The organism is Wolbachia endosymbiont (group B) of Hofmannophila pseudospretella (assembly GCF_964028515.1).
Lineage (GTDB): Bacteria > Pseudomonadota > Alphaproteobacteria > Rickettsiales > Anaplasmataceae > Wolbachia.
Window position 1 is genome coordinate 1,088,173 of the sequence record NZ_OZ034788.1, and the last position, 20,742, is coordinate 1,108,914.

The 20,742-nt window shown below is 34.9% G+C and carries 16 protein-coding genes; 11 read left to right on the plus strand and 5 right to left on the minus strand.

All coding sequences use genetic code 11. The features are described 5' to 3' along the window. Nucleotides 1-141: 141 nt before the first annotated feature. The 10 genes from ABWU24_RS05240 (at nt 142) to uvrC (ending at nt 13,162) form a co-directional block, all read left to right on the plus strand. Nucleotides 142-783, plus strand: a complete 642-nt coding sequence (locus ABWU24_RS05240) for a protocatechuate 3,4-dioxygenase (RefSeq protein ID WP_341815720.1) — start codon at nt 142-144, stop codon at nt 781-783. A 96-nt stretch (nt 784-879) separates the two neighbouring features. Beyond that, nucleotides 880-2,382, plus strand: coding sequence for a leucyl aminopeptidase (locus ABWU24_RS05245; RefSeq protein WP_341815721.1), 1,503 nt, complete (start codon nt 880-882; stop codon nt 2,380-2,382). A 257-nt stretch (nt 2,383-2,639) separates the two neighbouring features. Next, nucleotides 2,640-2,852, plus strand: a complete 213-nt coding sequence (locus tag ABWU24_RS05250; RefSeq protein WP_015588209.1) for a hypothetical protein — start codon at nt 2,640-2,642, stop codon at nt 2,850-2,852. Continuing rightward, complete coding sequence (nuoG, locus tag ABWU24_RS05255) at nt 2,837-4,906, plus strand: NADH-quinone oxidoreductase subunit NuoG (RefSeq protein ID WP_353274560.1); 2,070 nt, start codon at nt 2,837-2,839, stop codon at nt 4,904-4,906. Before ABWU24_RS05250 ends, nuoG begins: the two co-directional genes overlap by 16 nt. Then, nucleotides 4,890-5,915 carry an NADH-quinone oxidoreductase subunit NuoH gene (gene nuoH / locus ABWU24_RS05260; RefSeq protein ID WP_015588211.1) on the plus strand — a complete coding sequence of 342 codons (1,026 nt, stop codon included), beginning with the start codon at nt 4,890-4,892 and terminating at the stop codon, nt 5,913-5,915. The genes nuoG and nuoH overlap by 17 nt, the downstream gene beginning before the upstream one ends. Beyond that, the gene (gene hemB / locus ABWU24_RS05265) at nt 5,908-6,906 is read left to right on the plus strand and encodes a porphobilinogen synthase (RefSeq protein WP_341815723.1); all 999 of its coding nucleotides are present in this window, start codon (nt 5,908-5,910) and stop codon (nt 6,904-6,906) included. Before nuoH ends, hemB begins: the two co-directional genes overlap by 8 nt. Before the next feature lie 689 nt (nt 6,907-7,595). Then, nucleotides 7,596-8,354: a phosphatidylglycerophosphatase gene (locus tag ABWU24_RS05270; RefSeq protein ID WP_341815724.1), complete on the plus strand. Its 759-nt coding sequence runs from the start codon at nt 7,596-7,598 to the stop codon at nt 8,352-8,354. A 55-nt stretch (nt 8,355-8,409) separates the two neighbouring features. Continuing rightward, entirely contained in the window at nt 8,410-9,249 is an 840-nt protein-coding gene (locus ABWU24_RS05275) for a glycine--tRNA ligase subunit alpha (protein WP_015588214.1), read from the plus strand. A 3-nt stretch (nt 9,250-9,252) separates the two neighbouring features. Further along, a complete protein-coding gene (gene glyS / locus ABWU24_RS05280; RefSeq protein ID WP_015588215.1) occupies nt 9,253-11,361 on the plus strand; it encodes a glycine--tRNA ligase subunit beta in 2,109 nt (702 codons plus the stop codon). Continuing rightward, entirely contained in the window at nt 11,345-13,162 is a 1,818-nt protein-coding gene (gene uvrC / locus ABWU24_RS05285; protein WP_341815725.1) for an excinuclease ABC subunit UvrC, read from the plus strand. The genes glyS and uvrC overlap by 17 nt, the downstream gene beginning before the upstream one ends. 11 nt (nt 13,163-13,173) lie before the next feature. Here the strand turns inward: uvrC and ABWU24_RS05290 are convergent, their stop codons facing one another. Beyond that, nucleotides 13,174-13,665, minus strand: coding sequence for a Smr/MutS family protein (locus ABWU24_RS05290; RefSeq protein ID WP_341815726.1), 492 nt, complete (start codon nt 13,663-13,665; stop codon nt 13,174-13,176). A 92-nt stretch (nt 13,666-13,757) separates the two neighbouring features. On the opposite strand from ABWU24_RS05290, the gene rlmB reads away from it, so the two are divergent. Continuing rightward, nucleotides 13,758-14,525, plus strand: coding sequence for a 23S rRNA (guanosine(2251)-2'-O)-methyltransferase RlmB (gene rlmB, locus ABWU24_RS05295; protein WP_341815727.1), 768 nt, complete (start codon nt 13,758-13,760; stop codon nt 14,523-14,525). A 309-nt stretch (nt 14,526-14,834) separates the two neighbouring features. Here the strand turns inward: rlmB and ABWU24_RS05300 are convergent, their stop codons facing one another. The 4 genes from ABWU24_RS05300 to ABWU24_RS05315 form a co-directional block, all read right to left on the minus strand. Further along, entirely contained in the window at nt 14,835-15,656 is an 822-nt protein-coding gene (locus ABWU24_RS05300; protein ID WP_353274562.1) for a hypothetical protein, read from the minus strand. Between the two features lie 410 nt (nt 15,657-16,066). Next, nucleotides 16,067-17,072 (minus strand): IS630 family transposase gene (locus tag ABWU24_RS05305; protein WP_353274215.1). Its coding sequence is split into 2 segments (ribosomal slippage): nt 16,067-16,561 and nt 16,563-17,072, totalling 1,005 coding nucleotides; the frame shifts between segments, so codons are not numbered across the junction. 62 nt (nt 17,073-17,134) lie between these two features. Further along, entirely contained in the window at nt 17,135-19,747 is a 2,613-nt protein-coding gene (locus ABWU24_RS05310) for a surface protein-related protein (protein ID WP_410542176.1), read from the minus strand. Next, nucleotides 19,722-20,727, minus strand: a protein-coding gene (locus ABWU24_RS05315; RefSeq protein ID WP_353274215.1) for an IS630 family transposase whose coding sequence is annotated in 2 segments (ribosomal slippage) — nt 19,722-20,216 and nt 20,218-20,727 — 1,005 coding nt in all. Because the reading frame shifts where the segments join, the coding sequence is not laid out codon by codon here. Before ABWU24_RS05315 ends, ABWU24_RS05310 begins: the two co-directional genes overlap by 26 nt. Nucleotides 20,728-20,742 lie beyond the last annotated feature (15 nt).

Here is a 20,742-nt window from a genome sequence, read left to right on the forward strand (position 1 = left end):
GTGCAGTTGTGTATGCAGTACTAAAACCTAAAACTCATATACTGAAAGGATAGTTATGATTCTAAGGAGTCTTCAAAGAAAGTCTTGTCTTTAATAAAAGAAAAAGGTTGCTATAATTTTGATAAAAGCACTATAAACAAAATGAATGTAAAAAATATCTTATTAGCGTTTTTAGTACAATTTATATTCGATTTATCATTATTTGCGGCTGATCCTATTTTGCTTAATTGTATTGAAACTCCAGGGATTTATGATCTTGAAACAAGGCCAAAAAGCTTTAACTCTTCAAATAATTTAAGAAGAAAACCTGGCTCTCCAAATAATGCAGCAGGAGAATTAATAAATGTAGTGGGTAGAGTTACTGATGTAAATTGCTTATCGATACAAAATGCTGTGGTTTCTATATGGCACGCAGACTCACTTGGCATGAGCTATTATGATGAAAATGTGGAGCTTGATCCAAATTTTGCTGAATCAGGAAGATTTGTAGTAAATAACCTTGGCTATTATAATTTTATTACAATAGTACCAGGTAAAATTGGTGATAGGGCTCCACACATCAACTTTTTGGTCCAACATCCAGATTTTCCAGAATTCACAACACAAATGTTTTTTGCTGATCATAATTGCGATAACTGTGATGATCTTCTTCTTGGTAATCTTATTGAGAGTGGACTTGCAAGCCTTCTGATAGCACCATTTACTTATAATGATCGTGCCATTAAGACCTACACGTTTAATATCACCTTGGGTGGGTATAACAAATTTTCTGATAAAAGATAAAACCCTTGCATATCAGGGGAGTTCATATTAGTCTTAAGCGCTGTTGTACTTAAAATGTATATGAAAAACATCTTACTAATGTTTTTACTATGTTTTATGTGCAGCTTACAATTATTTGCAACGGAGATGTCAACGATGAAGATAACAATTTCTAAAGCTTTACCTGATTTTGAAACGCTAGTAGTGGGTTTATTTGAAAATGATGAATTTATAAGTAACGTTAAGGTTTTACAAGATAAGCAAATTATAGAGAGCATCAAAAGATTTAGTGATTTCAATGGAGGTTTTGGTGAATTTTTCTCCATTACTTCATCAGAGGGAAAGAATGTTATAGTTGCCGGGCTTGGCAAGAGAGATGAATGGGATGAAAACAAAGAATTAAATATTGGCGGAAAAATATATTACGAACTAAGCAGATTAAAGATCAAGCAAGCGGCAATTTCAATCGAAGGCAATGCAGCAAATGTTGCATACGGTGCATTTTTGCGTAGTTTTAAGTTTGATAAGTATAAAACCAAAAAGGACGAGAAAATTACAGAAGTAGAGGAGATTACAGTGCTAGCAAAAGATGAGCAATTAAGTAGTGCTGAAAAATCATTTGAGCGTTTAAGACAAGAAGGTGAAGGCATATTTCTTGCACGTGCTCTTACCACTGAACCACCTAATGTTTTATATCCAGAATCCTATGCTGATCAAATAAAAACCGAGCTTACCAAGCTTGGCCTTGAAATCGAAGTGCTTGGTAAGAAGCAGATGGAAGAGAAAAAAATGGGAGCATTGCTTGGGGTAGCACAAGGAAGTAGTAAAGAGCCAAAATTAGTAGTGATCAAATGGAATGGAGCTTCCAAGGAACAAAAGCCTGTAGCTTTTGTGGGTAAAGGTATAACGTTTGATACTGGTGGAGTGTCACTAAAACCCTCACGTGGTATGGAGTCAATGAAGTATGACATGGCAGGCTCTGCCACTGTAGTTGGAGTGATGCGTACTTTAGCTGGACGAAAAGCAAAAGTAAATGCAATTGGCGTAGTTGCACTTGCAGAAAATGCAGTGGACGGTAATGCTCAAAGACCAAGTGATGTAGTAACTTCAATGTCTGGGCAAACAATAGAAGTATTAAACACCGATGCAGAAGGAAGGCTCATACTTGCAGATGCTTTGTGGTATACGCAGGATAGATTCTCACCTAAGTTTATGATTGATCTTGCAACTTTAACTGGTGCTATAGTGGTTGCACTGGGAAATAATGAATATGCTGGTCTTTTTTCAAATAACGATGAATTAGCAAATCATCTGATTGATTCAGGAAATGAAGTAAATGAAAAATTATGGCGCTTTCCTATGAATGAAACTTATAACAAAATTATTGATTCGCCGATTGCTGATGTGCAAAATATAGCTCCTGCAGGTTCTGGTGGAGATAGTATAATGGCTGCACAGTTTCTACAGCGTTTTGTAAACGACACTTGTTGGGCACATTTAGACATTGCAGGCACTGCTTGGCACGAAAAAGGCACTGATATTTCTCCAAGAGGGGCAGTAGGTTTCGGTGTAAGGTTGCTAAATAAGTTGGTTGAGAAATACTATGAGATTAATAATTAAGGATCTTTGTATTGAGTTTATAGCTTAATTTACGGCTACATGAATGTCTATTTATAAGACGTAGAAAATGATATCATCAAAGTAACTTACATTTTCTTTTTTGGGAATTCTAAAGTTACGTACTTGAGCATCATCAAGAGAAAGTATTTTGTTCAAATGGTGGTTGTAATTATGTACTATTAAAACTTTAAAGCTATTTAGCATTGACGGTGTGTACTTAAGTGTTAAAATAAAGTAAGAAGTTTTTAGGAGTTTATATGGCAGCAGGCGGGAAAGCGAAAACAGCTAGTAAAAATAACCCTACTCAACGTAAGAAAGCTGAACAAAAAATGTATAAGGATAAGCCAGTAAAACCAGTTAGGTATATAGATCGTGATTCACGCATGAACTATATGTCAGCTCAATACGATAACGGCAATTTGGTTGGAGATGAGGTAAGTGGCAATCCTATAAAGTGGGAAGCTGTATAGTAATTGTGGTTAAAATTACTATTAATTCTAAGGAATGTGAAGTAGAGCATGGGCTCACTATAATTCAAGCTTGTGAAGTTGTGGGCGTTGAAGTTCCGCGGTTTTGTTATCATGAGCGTTTAGCAATTGCTGGTAACTGCAGAATGTGTTTAGTTGAAGTTGAGGGTGGCCCTCCAAAACCAGTAGCTTCTTGTGCAATGTCAGTTGCAGAGGGTATGGTTATTCATACCGATACTCCCAAGGTAAAAAAGGCGCGCGAAGGAGTGCTCGAGTTTTTACTAATTAATCATCCACTTGATTGTCCAATTTGTGATCAAGGTGGTGAGTGCGATTTGCAAGATATAACAATGGCTTATGGGAAAGGAATAAGCAGACTTGATGAGAATAAAAGAGCTGTGCCAAAAAAACATTTTGGTCCGCTGATTGAAACTGCAATGAATAGATGCATTCATTGTACTCGATGTGTTAGATTTTTGTCCGATGTTGCAGGTACAAATGAACTTGGAGGAATTGGCAGGGGAGAAAATATAGAGATTAGTACTTACATAAAAAGGCATATTAGCTCTGAATTATCTGGGAATATTATAGATCTCTGCCCGGTGGGAGCTTTAACTTCAAAGCCCTATTCTTTTACAGCGCGTCCATGGGAGCTATCACATTGCGAAACTATAGATGTGCTGGATGCTGTAGGAAGCAGTATTAGAGTTGATTATCGCGGTCCTGAAGTGATGAGAATATTGCCAAGGCTTAATGAAGAAGTGAACGAAGAATGGATATCAGACAAAACTCGCTTTGCTTACGATGGACTCAAAGTACAACGCCTCGATCGACCTTATATAAAAAAAGAGGGCAAATTAGTGCTAGCTGATTGGAGTGAGGCATTGACTTTTGCTGCAAAAAAACTAAAGGGCACGAAGCCAAACAAAATAGCTGCAATTGCAGGTGATTTAGCAGATTGTGAGTCTATGCTTCTGCTGAAGGAAGTGATGCATAAGCTTGGTTCAGTAAATCTAGACTGCAGACAGGATGGAGCAAAACTTATACCAAGTAATCGTGGATCTTATGTGTTCAATACCACTATCGAGGGTATAGAGAATGCAGATTTGTGTCTGCTTATAAATACAAATCCCAAAGTAGAAGCACCAATTATTAATGCACGTATAAGAAAGAGGTATTTACAAGGTAATTTCACTATTGCAAATATTGGTCCTAATGTTGAATATCTATATAATGTTGAAAGATTAGGTGATGGTCCAAACGTTCTAAAAGAAATAGAAGAGGGAAATCATAAATTCTGCGAGTTACTGAGTGCGGCTCAGAACCCTATGATAATTATCGGTCAAGATGCATTAATAAGAGATGATTCTGAATCAGTTTTAGCTCTAGCTGGCAAAATTGCAGAAAAATTTAACATGACCAGAGATGACTGGAATGGCTTTAACGTACTACATAAGGCTGCAGCAAGGGTTGGTGGACTCGATATTGGATTTGTTCCTAGCAAAGGTGGAAAAGACATTAATCAGATACTAAAGCAGGCAGAAAGTGGTGAGGTGGAAGTTGTTTATCTTCTTGGCGCAGATGAAATTGATACATCAAAATTAGAAAATACATTTGTAATTTATCAAGGACATCATGGTGATAGGGGAGCGCATATAGCAGATGTCATTCTACCTGGAGCTGCATACACAGAAAAATATGCAACTTATGTAAATACTGAAGGGCGAGTACAGAGAACAAATTTAGCTGTTTTTCCTCCTGGTGAAGCAAAGGAAGATTGGTTGATTATAAAAAATTTATCCCAATATTTGGGTCTTTCCTTGCTATATGATAGTTTATTTGATGTTAGGAAAAAATTAGACACTATTGGTCCACAGTTTAGAGATGCTGATCAAGTAGTAAAAAATAAATGGGTATCAATTGCCTGTAATGAGATCAAATTAAGTAATATCCCTTTCACTTTAAAAAAGTATGATTTTTATATGACAGACTCAATAAGTCGTGCTTCAAAAATAATGGCAGATTGTACTAAGGCTTTCCATGGACACGCTGATTAATATCTTATTTATTTTGGTACCGTTACTGCTTTCAGTTGCATATTTGGTGTACTTTGAGCGCAAAGTTATTGGTGCAATTCAACTGAGACATGGTCCAAGTGTAGTAGGGCCATTTGGTTTATTGCAGCCGTTTGCAGATGCTATCAAATTGATAATTAAAGAGCCGATAATACCATTTAGAGCAAACACCATACTGTTTATTATGGCTCCAATGCTCACCTTTATTTTAGCATTAATTGCCTGGGCAGTTATACCGTTTGGAGCTGAAATAATTACAGAAAACGGACAACAGATAGTAATCCCTAAGGTAATAGCAAATATTAATGTTGGAGTGCTTTATGTGCTAGCTGTATCCTCTTTGGGAATATATGGCATTATCATTGCGGGCTGGTCGAGTAATTCCAATTATGCATTCCTTGGCGCTATAAGGTCAACTGCTCAAATGATTTCATATGAAGTTTCAATAGGTCTAATAGTTGCTACAGTTGTTATTACAACTGGTACGTTGAATCTCGCAGAGATGGTGGTAGCGAAACATAATATGCCATTTTGGATTGATTTGCTGATGATGCCTATAGGAATAATATTTTTTATTTCTTTGCTTGCCGAAACTAATCGTCACCCATTTGACTTACCAGAAGCTGAAGCAGAGCTTGTCTCTGGGTATAATGTCGAGTATTCATCAATGCCTTTTGCTCTCTTTTTCTTGGGAGAATACGCAAACATGATTTTAGCAAGTGCTATGATGACAATATTCTTTCTAGGAGGATGGTATCCCCCATTAGAGCTTAGTTTACTGTATAAAATTTCAGGTTTGATTTGGTTCGTCTTGAAAATAATTTTATTATTGTTCATATTTATTTGGATTAGAGCTACAATACCTCGCTATCGTTATGATCAATTAATGCGTCTTGGTTGGAAAGTATTTTTGCCAATATCGGTGCTTTGGGTGATACTCATTTCAGGGGTGTTGCTTTTTACTGGGAATTTGCCTGGATCCAATGTTTAATTTCCCAAATACAAGGTTAAGGCGTAGGCGCTCAAGTCAGTGGGTTCGCGATTTAACGAGTGAAAACACTTTATCGGTAAATGATTTGATTTTTCCTCTATTTGTTCATGATAGAAAAGAAACAATTGAGCCAATTTCTGGCTTACCAGGGGTAAAGTGTTATTCAATAGATGGATTAATTTCTATAGTTCAGAAAGCTAAGGACTCGGGGATTAATGCTGTTGCAATTTTTCCTGTAGTTGATGGTAAACTAAAATCTGAAAACGCCGAGGAAGCGTATAATCGTGACAATTTAATCTGTAAAGCAATTTGTGCTGTAAAATCAAATGTACCGGATATTGGCATTATTGCAGACATTGCACTAGACCCATACACTACTCACGGTCATGATGGCATTTTAAAAAGCAGTAGGATAGATGTAGAAAATGACGAGACTGTGTCAGCATTATGTAAGCAAGCACTTGTTTTAGCAAAAGCAGGATGCGATATAGTTGCTCCTTCTGATATGATGGATGGCAGGATAGGAAAAATAAGAAAAACATTGGATGATAATAACTTTCAGAATGTCTCAATATTGTCCTATGCAGTAAAGTACTGTTCTAGCTTCTATGCGCCGTTCAGGCAAGTTGTCGGTTCGTGCGCATCATCAAATTTCATCGACAAAAGTGGTTATCAAATGGATTATAGAAATGCACGTGAAGCAATCTGCGAAATCGAAATGGATATAGATGAAGGTGCAGATTTTATTATGATAAAGCCGGGTATGCCATACTTAGATGTAATAAAAACAGCAAGTGAAAAGTTTAATTTTCCGATTTTTGCTTACCAAGTAAGCGGTGAATACGCAATGATAAAAGCTGCAGCAAATAATGGCTGGCTGGATTATAACAGAGTGATTTATGAGTCCTTAATTGGTTTTAAACGTGCAGGTGCAAGTGCAATATTTACCTATGCTGCACTTGATGTTGCAAAAAATTTGGTATCTACTTAGCAGTGTGGAACATCTAAGTAGGTAGCTGGCCGAAGTGACTTGACAAATCTTCCCACTTTCCTTATCATATCAATAAGAGTATTTATCCTTGTTTTTAATCTCTGCAGATTTAATAACAAAAATTCAGTAAAAAACTCAGGTATATATTGGCAGATTACATAAAATTATAGCGGCTGCATGTCTTTTTTATTTTTTCTACATTTAGCCAAAACACGCTTATTTTAAGCGTTAGCACATTATTACAATGCCAATTTACATTATTATAGGGTCAAAACTCACTACTGGGGGATTCTTTTGCCTTTTTTTCGTCTGGTAAATTTTTTAATATTTATAGTTAAAGCTTCAGGCCAGCGCGTGACCAGTTCTTATTACCTGTTCTGGGTCCCAGTACTGGGATGATGCCATCATAGAGATCAGCCACTTGAATGATGCCCATATTTCAGTACGTATAACGGTGTTATTCCATAGTTTGAGATCAGATGTAAGAATATTGAAGATGTCATTCCAGTACTGGAATCTAGAAAAAAAGAGCCAATCCCTGGGCACTGGGATGACGATAGAAGGGGCAACGGTTATTGCTAAACTTAGATCGTTTTTAATTATTTGCCTTTTTTCTATGCAAGAAGTGTATTGATAAGTCCATTACAATTCAGTATTGTGAAAAATATAAGTCAAGTGTTAGTTAGGACATGGGGATTTTTTTTCAATTTTTGGGTAAGGTGCTAGGCAAGGTTTTTCCTGCCAAAATAGTAAGCTCTTTTTTAGGAGTAGGATATTTACCGGGTTGGCAGCATTATTGGTCTTCTTTTCTAATATTATTTATTACCGACATTATATTAATGCTTACATACGGAGGTGATTTTATACTATATAAAATGCCGAATTCAGGCATAGTTGTAGCTGCTATTTTTACCAAGCTAGCAATAGTTATGTTAGTGCTGCAATTAGTTGGCATATCTATTTTTCATACTCAAGATCCTTCAGCCAGCAGTGATGAGAATATAGTAATACAAATAGCATCAGGACAGGTGATGACTGTTGCGCTTTCGATGCCGGCAATAATGTCAATTTATTATATTGTAAGTAAATTCTATTTAGGTATATGCAAGGCAATACTTCAATGTCCATTTTGGTTTAATGATCTTATGCATTTGTTCTTTTTCTTTATAATACCTTATTTATTTTTTAATATTGTAGAAGTAATAAAACCATGGCCGATAAGTACGATACAGCTTAGTTATAACAATACAATATCAATCACATTTGAAGGGATTTTTCATGTGTTTTATGCAGTGATTTTATTGTACTTGACTGCATTTATATTCTGCGATCTGACTATGCATGATGCGATTGTCTTGAATAAAAGCATATTTGAGTATGTAAAAGAAAGTTCAATAGCCTTAAGTGACTATTTCCATGGCACTATTAAAACACTATTAAAAAAATAAGTATAGAATAGTACTTATTTGCTTATATATTTAGTTTAAAAGATATACAGTTTGCGTGAATCTACAGGATATAATAAAGGGGCTACAAGATTTTTGGGCTGATGAAGGATGTGTTATACTTCACCCATATACGTCTGAAGTTGGAGCTGGAACACTACATCCTGCAACAATCATGTCAGCGATTGACGAAAAATCAACAAAAATTGCATATCTGCAACCAGTAATAAGACCTGCAGACGGACGCTATGGCGACAACCCTAATCGCTTATATCAGCATCATCAATACCAAGTTATAATAAAACCATCTGGCAGCAATTTGCAAGATGTTTACTTAAATAGCTTAAAAGCTCTTGGTGTATCGACAAAAGAATATGATATTAAGTTTATTGAAGATGATTGGGAAAACCCAAGTGTTGGTGCATCCGGTCTTGGCTGGGAGGTTACATGCAACGGAATGGAAGTAACACAACTTACTTATATACAGCAAGTGGGAAGTATTGACTGCAGAATAATTCCTGGTGAAGTAGCATATGGGTTAGAGCGTTTAGCAATGTGCATACAGGGTGTAGATAATGTTTACGACATAATGTGGAATGATAGTGGTGTAACTTACGGAGATATTTTCAAACAAAGAGAGTATGAGTTTTCTTACCTGGCACTTGATTATTATGATACTAAAGTAGTACAACGGCAGTTTGAGGACACAGAAAAACTGTGTAAATTCCTTATCGAAAAAGAATTGCCAGTAGCAGCTTATGACCAATGTATTAAAACTAGCCATCTACTTAATCTACTTGATGCAAGAGGTGTGCTTGGTGTGAATGAACGTACAGCCTATATTGGTAGAGTGAGAGAGTTAACAAAAAAATGCTGTGAATTATATAGAGCGAAGTAGAATATGTTGTCACAATTATTGTTTGAATGTCTTTCAGAAGAAATTCCATCAAGAATGCAGAATTCATCTGCAGCTCAGGTTAAGAGCTATATCATTAATGCTTTTAGTAAAAATAATGTGAAATTTGCATCTATAGAAGTTTATGTGACTGCACGTCGCATTGCTCTTTTTATTGATGGCATAAGTGCTTTGGAGCTAAAAGATTCTAACAATGAGATTAAAGGACCAAGAGTTAATGCACCGAAAAGTGCTATCGAAGGTTTTTTGAGAAAAAATCGGAAAGGTGAAGAAGATTTACTCATTCGCAAAGTAAACGATGAAGATTTTTACTTCATTAAGAGAGAAAGCTGCTTATTTAACATCAGCGGGTTTCTCAAAAATCAACTGGAGGAAATGCTAAAAAACTTTTCTTGGCCAAAGAGTATGAGATGGAGTGAAAGAAAAGAGAGATGGGTTAGACCAATTAAAAATATTCTATGTATTTTAAATGACGAAATAATACCCATATCTTTTGCAGGGGTTACAGCATGCAACGTGACGTATGGTCATAGGTTTCTTTCAGGTGATGCAGTACTTACTGTTAAAACACCCAAAGACTATTTTGAATTGTTAGAAAAAAATAATGTCATTCTCCAGTTGGACAAAAGAAAGCAATTTATACTAGATCAGATTAATAAGTTTACAAAAGAGGAGAACTTACAACTTGAAAAAAATGATTATTTACTTAATGAATTGGCAGGGCTTATAGAGTGGCCAATAGTATTATTTGGTAAAGTAAAATCATCAGAGTTACCGAAGGAAGTAATACTTAGTATAATTAACATGCAGCAAAAGTATCTTGCTTTAAGTAATGGACAGAAAATTTCACATTTTGTTACTGTTGTAAATGTTAACAATAATGAAGTTGTCAAAGGTCATGAAAGAATATTAGAAGCACGTCTTGCTGATGCCCAATTTTTGATGTCTCAAGACAAAAAGGAAAACCTAGATTACTATGTCAAAAAATTGAGCTCTATTTCATTTCATGCTTCGCTCGGTAGCGTAGAAGAAAAAGTGAAGCGTATTATTACTCTGTCAAAGTATGTAGCGATATTTATTCCACATGCTTCACTAATTAAAGTTGAACGTGCTGCATATTTAGCAAAGGCAGATCTTGCAACGTTGATAGTAAAAGAATTTCCGGGATTGCAAGGAATAATGAGTGGATATTACGCTTCTTACTTTCAAGAAGATAAAGAAGTAGTAGAAGCTATAACTGAGCACTATAAGCCAATCGGATCGGAACAAGAATGCCCTAAATCTCCTACTGCGATTGCTGTAGCTATTGTAGACAAAATGGATAGTTTGGTTGGTTTAATTGCAGCAGGTGAGAAAATCTCTGGTTCGTATGATCAGTTTGGTTTGCGGAGAATGACAATTGGTATAATTAGAACAATACTTGAAAATAATTTGCATATTCCAATTAGGCTACTGATAGATAAGTCAGTATCTTTATGTTCAAGACTTCTCTTTAATAAAAATACAACACCAGTTGATAAGCCAAATGAAAAACAAATTTCAGAGCTAGTATTTAAATTTTGCTTAGAGAGGTTCAAGGTTATTTTAAAAAATAGAAATATAAGGCAAGATATTGTAGATTCAATAATATATAAAATCGATATTAATGATCTGCTGACAGCAGAAAAGCAAACTGTTATATTGGATCGTTATCTTAGTACGCCAGAAGGTGAACAGGTTCTAAGCACTTATAAAAGAGCCAGTAACATGATGAGCAAAGTGAGAAAAAGTGATGGCACTACTTATAATGCATCTTACAGTAAGAAGTTTTTGATTGAAAATGAGGAGATTGCGCTATCAAATTGTGCTATAGCTGCTTGTAAAAACATAAAACAAGCGATAGAAAATAACGACTTTAATACAGCGCTTGATGAACTTGCTCGTTTTGCTCCATTTATCAATCAATTTATGGACAGTGTAAAGATTAACTGTGATTCTAATGAGCTTAGAATAAACAGGTTATCTTTGCTTGCAAATGTTGTTTCTACCTTTCATTTAGTAGCAGAGTTTAACCTTATACAGGTTAAACAATTGATAAATGCTCAGGCAATATAAGGAACAAATCAAATCATCTCCACAATCCTGTGGCGTTTATAAGATGGTTGGAGATAAGAATAAGGTTTTATACATTGGTAAAGCAAAAAACTTGAAGTCGAGGTTATCCGACTACCTTCAATTCGAAAACCTTTCTGAACGAATCAGAGTAATGATCTCACAGGTTATTAAGGTTGAAATATTCATCACTGAGAATGAAATCGAAGCATTGCTTCTTGAAGCACAGTTAATAAAATCGTTAAAACCATCTTATAATATTTTGCTTAGGGATGGAAAATCTTATCCTTATATAACAATTTCTAAGCATGATTATCCAAGGATAGCAAAATATAGAGGTAAGTTTAAGAAGAATGAGTTTCATTACTACGGCCCTTTTCCATCTGCTGCTGCTGTTAAGAACACTATATTATCATTGCAAAAAGCTTTTCTCTTAAGAGTATGTTCAGATCAATATTTCTCTTCAACAAAAAGACCATGTCTTGAGTATCAAGTTAAGCGCTGTTCAGCACCATGCGTAGATAAAATTACAAAAGATGATTACTGCAAATCAGTAAAACAAGCACAAGATACTCTGCTAGGAAGGAATAAAGAAGTGCAAAGACAGCTATTTTCTACAATGGAAAAGTGCAGTAGGGAGATGAATTACGAGCTTGCTGCTGTCTATAGAGATCGATTGAAATTTCTTCAGCAAATTCAAATGCAGCCAATGGATTTTTCTTTTGAAGAAGATGCAGATTTCTTTAGCGTTGTACGTGAGGCAGACTTAGCATGCATTGGTGTACTATCTTTCAGAGATAAAGGTAACTATGGAAGCATTCCTTACTTCATTGAGAATTGTAGTGATCATCCAAATGATAAAATTTTATCCACCTTTTTGGTCAATTTGTATAATCCAGTTAGCACACCACCAGCACAAATTTACGTTCCCGATTTTATTAAGGATAAGGAAATTATAGAACAAGCACTTTATGCTCTTACTCAAAAATCAATAAAAGTTTTGTATGCGAAAAATAGTAAAGAGCGTGATTTGTTGAATTTTATTTACAATAATTCTAAGCATAGCCTAGAGCAGAAGATTACTGATTATAGAAATAACCTAGAAAAGCTCGAAGAGCTTAGGAAGATTTTCTCGTTACCAAATATTCCAAAGCGTATCGAGGTTTATGATAATAGCCATATATCTGGAAATCAACAAGTTGGTGTGATGATTGTTGTAGGGCAGGAAGGTTTTTTAAAAAGTGAATACAAAAAATTTACTATAAAAGAAGAAATTTCAGGTGATGACTATAAAATGATGAGAGAAGTGCTGACTAGACGTTTCTCTGGCAATATAAAAGATATAATCCCTGATTTTTTACTGATTGATGGCGGTCCAGGACATGTTTCCATAGTGCAGAATGTATTGGAAATATTGAATATAAAAGTTCCTTTTGCTTGTATGGCAAAGGGTCATGATCGTAATGCAGGAAATGAAAGATTTTATGTGCCAAGCAGAGAAGAATTTACTCTAGCAAGTGACAGCAAGGTCATGCTTTATTTACAATTACTGCGTAATGAAGCTCATCGTTTTGCAATAACTTCGCATAGAAAAAAACGCGATAAACAATTTTTTGCTTCACAATTAAGCAAAATATCCGGTGTTGGCAGTAAAAGAAAGAAGGCACTCATGTCTCATTTTGGTTCGGTAGAAAACATAAGCAAAGCTTCTCTAGCTGAAATTCAAAACGTACCTGGAATTAGTAAAGGTTTAGCAGAAATCATTCTTCAACACGTAAATTCTAAGAAAGGTACTCCTAAATAGGTACTCTAAAATTAACCTTTATTTCTTCTTAATAAGACATAAAAAGCTCCTTTGCCACCATGTTTTTTTATGGCTTGCTGATAGTATAAGATCATATTTCGAACTTTTGTGTCATTCAACCACTTATTTAAGCTATTCTTTATAGTTTCTATTTTATCTGTACTATTACCATGTCCCGTAATTACCAATAAGCACCTATTCCCTGCTTGATAATTTTTGATAATAAAATCTATCAATTTACAATAAGCATTATCTATACTATAGCCATGCAAATCGAGTTTATCGCTTATAAAATATTTGCCTCTATCGATCTTCAATTTTGTATTGTAGTCAAGACAAAATGATGAATCACCATTATCAGTATTAAGAAAATTTTCTTGTAAACTAGAGGCACCTTTATCAATCATAGATTTTATATTTACTTTGTGATCAACTTTCAAAGTAACTTTTCCACATTCTATTGGCTTAACATTTTTTTGCCAATCTAACTCATCATCCGACATAAATGCATTAATTAAATCACATAATTTTACAACAATATATAAACACAGTAAAATATTGCTTATTCTATAAAAAACTGATTTTCAATAATGAGATGAAATCATCAAAAGCTAATGAGAATTTTTGGCTATACGGAAAGCACACTTGTATCTCAGCATTAAGAAACAAAAATAGGCGGTGTATAGAACTGTTAGTAACAGAAAATTTCTATAAGGAATGTGGGAAAGAAATTAGACAATGTGCAGATAGTAAGGGCATCAAAGCTCAGCTAGTAGAGAACAAAATATTCAATGATATTTTACCCAAAGGTGTCAATCATCAAGGAATTGCTTTAAAAGTTGCTCCTATTTTTCACAGCTTAAATATCGAAGAAATAGCTGAAGGTTCAGGTGACAGCTCTACTATAGTCATTTTAGATCAAATTACTGATACACACAATATAGGGTCGATTTTAAGAACCTCAGCTTGTTTCAACATTGATGCACTGGTTTTACCACATCACCATTCACCGAGCGAAAATGCATCTATCGCAAAAGCAGCAAGTGGAGCACTGGATATTGTTCCTCTAATATACGTTACAAACATAGTAAAAACGATGGAGTCTTTAAAAAAGATAGGCTACTGGTGTTATGGGTTTGATTGCAATGCAAAGGAAAATATAGATGAAATAAAGAATTTTGGAAAAAAAAGAGTGATTATTTTTGGTTCTGAAGAGAAAGGAATGCGGAGATTAGTGAAAGAAAGTTGTGATTATCTTTTAAAAATTCCAATGTCAAACGTAATTGATAGTCTAAATGTTTCAAACGCAGCAGCAATAGGACTATATTCCATTTACATTAAAACAAAAATCACTGCAAATTAGTTGAAATGAAAAATATACTTCTTGCCTGCTATCAAGACCGTTGGAATCTAGAAAAAAGAATGCCATTTTAGCTTCACATGCACAGCTGGAAGATGTCATCCCAGTGCGTGACACTGGGATCCAGTTAAATTTGCGAGTATAAAAGTAATGTTAAAATATAACGTTTCTGATGATGATGGAAAGATGGATGCCAGTGTCTGGGCACTGGCATGATATCTTCCTACAGAATAATGTTCGTACAGCTGTGTATCACATGCTGGAATGACAACAGTGAATGACATAGCGAGATATCATCTACTGGCACTTACATTACCAATCCCAAGAAAGAGGTGCACTTGGATCTATTGGAATTTCAAAAGATGGCTGTGACATTACTGCCTTTACAGCTTCTTGAAATCCTGCATCTTGAGCATTGACTGCAATTTTGGTACTAGCTTGAAAACTTTGGTTTTTTACTAGCTCGTTGGCTACATCTGTAGGCGTTGGTTTTAATCCTTTATCAGCTAAGAAATCTTTTGCTATCTTTTCACTACCTTGAGCACCATATACTTTGTCGTCAGCATTATCTTGAACCCTGTCTAAAGCTTCCCCAAGTTTATTTACTAAGATTGATTGTTTGCCATCTTTAGCAGGAAGAATAACTTCTGCGAAAGCTTTTTGGTTTGCTGCATCTGTAAGGTTGGAAGCATCGATTTTAACAAAACTAGTATCTACTGTGCCTTTAGTGTAAACCTTCTTAGTATCATCAGTACCAACTGTTGCAAGAGCAGGAACTAAAACATCCACAACAGGCTGTTTTACTACTTCTTCTGCAACTTTTGTTGCAAGATCTGCAGTTTTAACAAAACTAGTATCTACTGTGCCTTTAGTGTAAACCTTCTTAGTATCATCAGTACCAACTGTTGCAAGAGCAGGAACTAAAACATCCACAACAGGCTGTTTTACTACTTCTTCTGCAACTTTTGTTGCAAGATCTATAGTTTTAACAAATGCAGTATCAGCAGCTGTTTTAGTGTAAACTTCATCAGCTGAAGCAGCTTTAATATATACCTTGTCATTAAATTCTTGTAATGCCATTAGGGCTGTTATAAAACCAGCATCGTCTGCTGCATCTCTTATTGTAGTAGTCATATCACCCTCTGTTAATTATAAAAACCATAATGTGCATGAAAATAATATAAATTCCGTAAATACTAGATTTTGCATAAGATTTCCTTGAAGCTCTTCGCTTCAGAATTCTTCTCTTGTGATTCAAGTATGTAGCAGATGATGTCATCCTAGTAGCCCCTTTGGTGTCAGTCCAGTGCGTGACACTGGACTCCATTTTTCCATCATAAGAAACGTTGATTACTTTTATACTTACAAATTTAACTAGATCCCAGTGTCAAGCACTGGGATGACAGAAGAGAGAACTGGGGTAACATCGAATTGAATGACAAGAAGAGGGCAGTGCCCTCCTTCTATGTATTAGATGTAGGCCGAGTTATGATCGTGATAAACATGATCGCTTGTGCAATCGAACATTGTCATACCAAAATCCATTACTGACCGAACAAATAAGAAACATTACAAACTCGTTTAATAGTAGTACTGGAAATATTGACAATAAAATTACACAAAACATCTTCAAGTAAACCTATGGTATCGTAGATACTATTGCGTAAAGTATTGTATTTGATATATTGCCACAACCTTTCAACAGGATTCAGTTCCGGTGAATAAGGAGGCAAGTATATGATGGTAATGTTTTCCTGAATTTTCAAACTTTTTGATCTATGCCAACTTGCACAATCCATTACAAGAAAGGCTTCTTTCGTGCCTAAATCTTTCGACATCTGCTCCAGAAATATATTCATACAATCAGTGTTTACATATGGAGCAAGTAGGCTAATTTTCTTACCACTTCTTGGATTTACCGCACTGTAGATATAGAAATTTTGTCTACCAATTTTCATTTTAACCTGTGTTCTGACCCCTTTTTTAAACCATCCGTGTCCGATTTTTGAATGAGTTCCAAATCGTGATTCATCAAAAAAATACCTCCTTTTCAGGGTGGGAATTGACTATTTTATTGAAGTATTTTTTAAACTCTTCTTGCTTGTTTTTATCTTGTTTATGGTGAATTGGCCTCGGTGTTATGTAAGAAAACTTCATCCTTTGTATCTCACGGTGCACTGTTGATTTGCTAATGTTTAGGCCAAATTCCTCTGAGATTTTTATTTGCACTTCCTTAATAGTAATATTTGGATTTCTTTCTACCCATATTTCAATTTGCTCACGTTGATTTTTGTTTAATTTGCTTTTTCTTCGCCGCTGAGACGGGGAAAATAATCTTTCTACTCTACCAAATTTTAGATGCTTTATCCATTCAGTCAAAGCAGTCCTTGAAATTTTACATATTCTTGCCACAGCGCTTATACTACTTTCTTTTCCTGCTATCACCGCTTGTAACTTTTTTGAAACATATGCGTTATTTCTGACCTTTTTTAACATTTCTTTCGCCAAATTTACAACTTTTTCGTCTAATAGTTTTGACCTTAATGCCATTTATACCTCTCTATTTTATCTACTTTAGTATCACTTCTTTCCCATTATTGTCTATCTGTTCTTTATATAGTGGGAATTGGTATCACAAAGCCATTCTCTAGATAGAGATTGTATTCATGGTGTTGGTCTGATAATTCAATATTATCTTGCGTTTCTAAGTTGAAGTGACTTGAATCTGATAGCAATTCGTAATTTGGATTATCTATTTTACTAATGCTGCTTATTACTTTACCATTACCATTTGATATAGCCAAACTATAACTATCACCATCCTTCATTATTTTGATGGATACCTTATCTTCAGGTAACACTATAAGCTTTTTCGTGTCACTATCGTGAATTAGAAATTTGCCATCTTTAAAGTAATACTTGTCTTCCGGCAAAGCACCAATCTTATAATCCGATGTATGCAGTTTGTTCCAAAAATCTAACACAGATTGCTTATCTGCTCCTTCTGCTCTATTATACAAGGCTTTCACATCATTATAATCTATGATTACATTTGCCTTATGCTTTCCTTCTACATCTCTATCATAGCTCTTTTCTATTTTCAAGATTGTGTCTTTCAACACTACCTGCTCTTTCTCCTCCACTGAAGCTGACCTTTTTGCCCTTGTTGGAATTTGTGGTTGATCAGACTGTATTTCACTATTGTCGTTTCTCTCTTCAGCAACAACATTAGTAGTACTATGGCTCATGTGTGACGTATCAATCTCTGTCTTAGTTTCACTTACTTGCCCTTTTGGACTTTCGGTTTGTTTCTCTTTTGTGAATATTCTCTGATAGTCCGTGTAGCCTCTGTTAGTATCTCCGATATCGCCACTGCCTTGATCAAAAGTTATTTTTTTACTTCCATTTTCCATGTTCTCAATTTCAACTTGAGGAGAAACAGATGCGAGGAAATCGTTATAACTGTAGTTGTAGTCAGCAGAAAAGAATATTTTTCCTTTGAAGTTATGGAAGTTATTAGATAACATTCCAATTTCTTCATCAGTATCACCATCAAATAGTTTTACTTTAGTGAAATATCTTTGATTGTTGATTCTCACTATTTCGCCACTCGAGTTTCTTTGTATCTGATAATCATTTGGATCATGTTTAATGGTAAAAAGTTTACCAGGGGCATATTTTTCTAAGTTTATAAGGCCCACATTTATATGTTTATGAGAATAATCTCTCTTTTCATATTCATGTGCAAATACTGGGTTGATATATTTGTATTCTTCTGGTATAGCATTACCTTGAGCATCATACCTATATTCATTACCACGTTCATCAGCTGGTGCCAATTTGTATCCGTCATCCTTTTGCACTAACTTTAGGTGAGTAACTTCTTCAGGTAACTGATAGCGCACATTTTTTCCTTGATCATGAATGAATAAGTTACTCCCATTTACAACTTCACCTCTTTCATTTTTTATCTCTTCAGTAATATAGAAACCCATATTTTTGAATTCATGTAGATTTTTGCCTCCTTGCTTTACAACCGCTTCGTATACATCGTCGTCTGTTCTATCAGTCCCTTTATCATCCAATAATGTTCCTTTTTCTACGATTATGCCGCTTTCTCTTTGCTCATCAGAATATTGAGCATGATTTGAATCCTGATGATTTAGAATTTTGGTTCCTCTAAGAAGAAGAGAATCTAAATCTTTTTGAATGTGTCCAGTGCTGGGATGCAACAATTCATTTTCATGTAAATGTGCTTCATCAAAGTATTCATCACGTTCAACCGTTCTACCATCTATCAGAGAAGCTTTATAATGACCGTTTTCTTTTGTAATTGCCATATAAGCACCTCCATCATATTGAGTATTCAAGTTGTGCAATATGTCCTCAAAAACAAAAGTTTCTTTAGTTTGACCTTCAACTTGCTTAAAAAAGCCCGATTCGCTCGACAACTCTCCGAGCTTTGTATTCCCATCATATATAGATAGTGCACCCATATTTCCGTGACCAAGAGCTTGCATAGAAAAAATCTTGCCTTCTTGTAGATCAATATGATTTGTACCTCTTATCAAGTTTGGATCGATATTGACCAGCTCTCCTAATATTTTTGCTGCCTGAGGATTATTTTCAATCTCATCAACTGCTTTGTTTTTTAGTTGATCAAACTTTAAGAATGCTGGTCTGTATTTTGTATTTTCCTCATTACGTAATTCTTCAATAGTAATCTCTCCTTTATGATATTTTTGATACATTTCACCACGTTCTTTATTCAAATTATCGAATTTGTCGGCCTCACTCTTAATTTTTGTATCATATTTTGATAATATTCTAAAAGCCTGATTTTTATACTCTTGACTGTTTTGATATTCATTACCTTGTTGGTCAGAGTAAGTTAGTTTATCCTGTCCATCAGAAGTTTTTACTACCTTGAGGAAATGATATTCCTTTGATATATCGAGGTTATCATTTGTTGCCCTATTAATAGCACGAGCAACATCATAAAATGCAACATGTTCTACAGGAGAAAAATTTCCAACGTTTTCTCCATCCATTTTTTCTATATTTGCTTTATAGTAGGATACATTTTTAATTTCTCCACCCACTATTTCTTGACCAGTTGCTATAAAATCTCCTTTTGTAACTTGCAAAGCGTTGAGGTGTTCCATTGCAGTTCCTGTATCATTCTCATACCAAAATCCATTACTGACCGAACAAATAAGAAACATTACAAACTCGTTTAATAGTAGTACTGGAAATATTGACAATAAAATTACACAAAACATCTTCAAGTAAACCTATGGTATCGTAGATACTATTGCGTAAAGTATTGTATTTGATATATTGCCACAACCTTTCAACAGGATTCAGTTCCGGTGAATAAGGAGGCAAGTATATGATGGTAATGTTTTCCTGAATTTTCAAACTTTTTGATCTATGCCAACTTGCACAATCCATTACAAGAAAGGCTTCTTTCGTGCCTAAATCTTTCGACATCTGCTCCAGAAATATATTCATACAATCAGTGTTTACATATGGAGCAAGTAGGCTAATTTTCTTACCACTTCTTGGATTTACCGCACTGTAGATATAGAAATTTTGTCTACCAATTTTCATTTTAACCTGTGTTCTGACCCCTTTTTTAAACCATCCGTGTCCGATTTTTGAATGAGTTCCAAATCGTGATTCATCAAAAAAATACCTCCTTTTCAGGGTGGGAATTGACTATTTTATTGAAGTATTTTTTAAACTCTTCTTGCTTGTTTTTATCTTGTTTATGGTGAATTGGCCTCGGTGTTATGTAAGAAAACTTCATCCTTTGTATCTCACGGTGCACTGTTGATTTGCTAATGTTTAGGCCAAATTCCTCTGAGATTTTTATTTGCACTTCCTTAATAGTAATATTTGGATTTCTTTCTACCCATATTTCAATTTGCTCACGTTGATTTTTGTTTAATTTGCTTTTTCTTCGCCGCTGAGACGGGGAAAATAATCTTTCTACTCTACCAAATTTTAGATGCTTTATCCATTCAGTCAAAGCAGTCCTTGAAATTTTACATATTCTTGCCACAGCGCTTATACTACTTTCTTTTCCTGCTATCACCGCTTGTAACTTTTTTGAAACATATGCGTTATTTCTGACCTTTTTTAACATTTCTTTCGCCAAATTTACAACTTTTTCGTCTAATAGTTTTGACCTTAATGCCATTTATACCTCTCTATT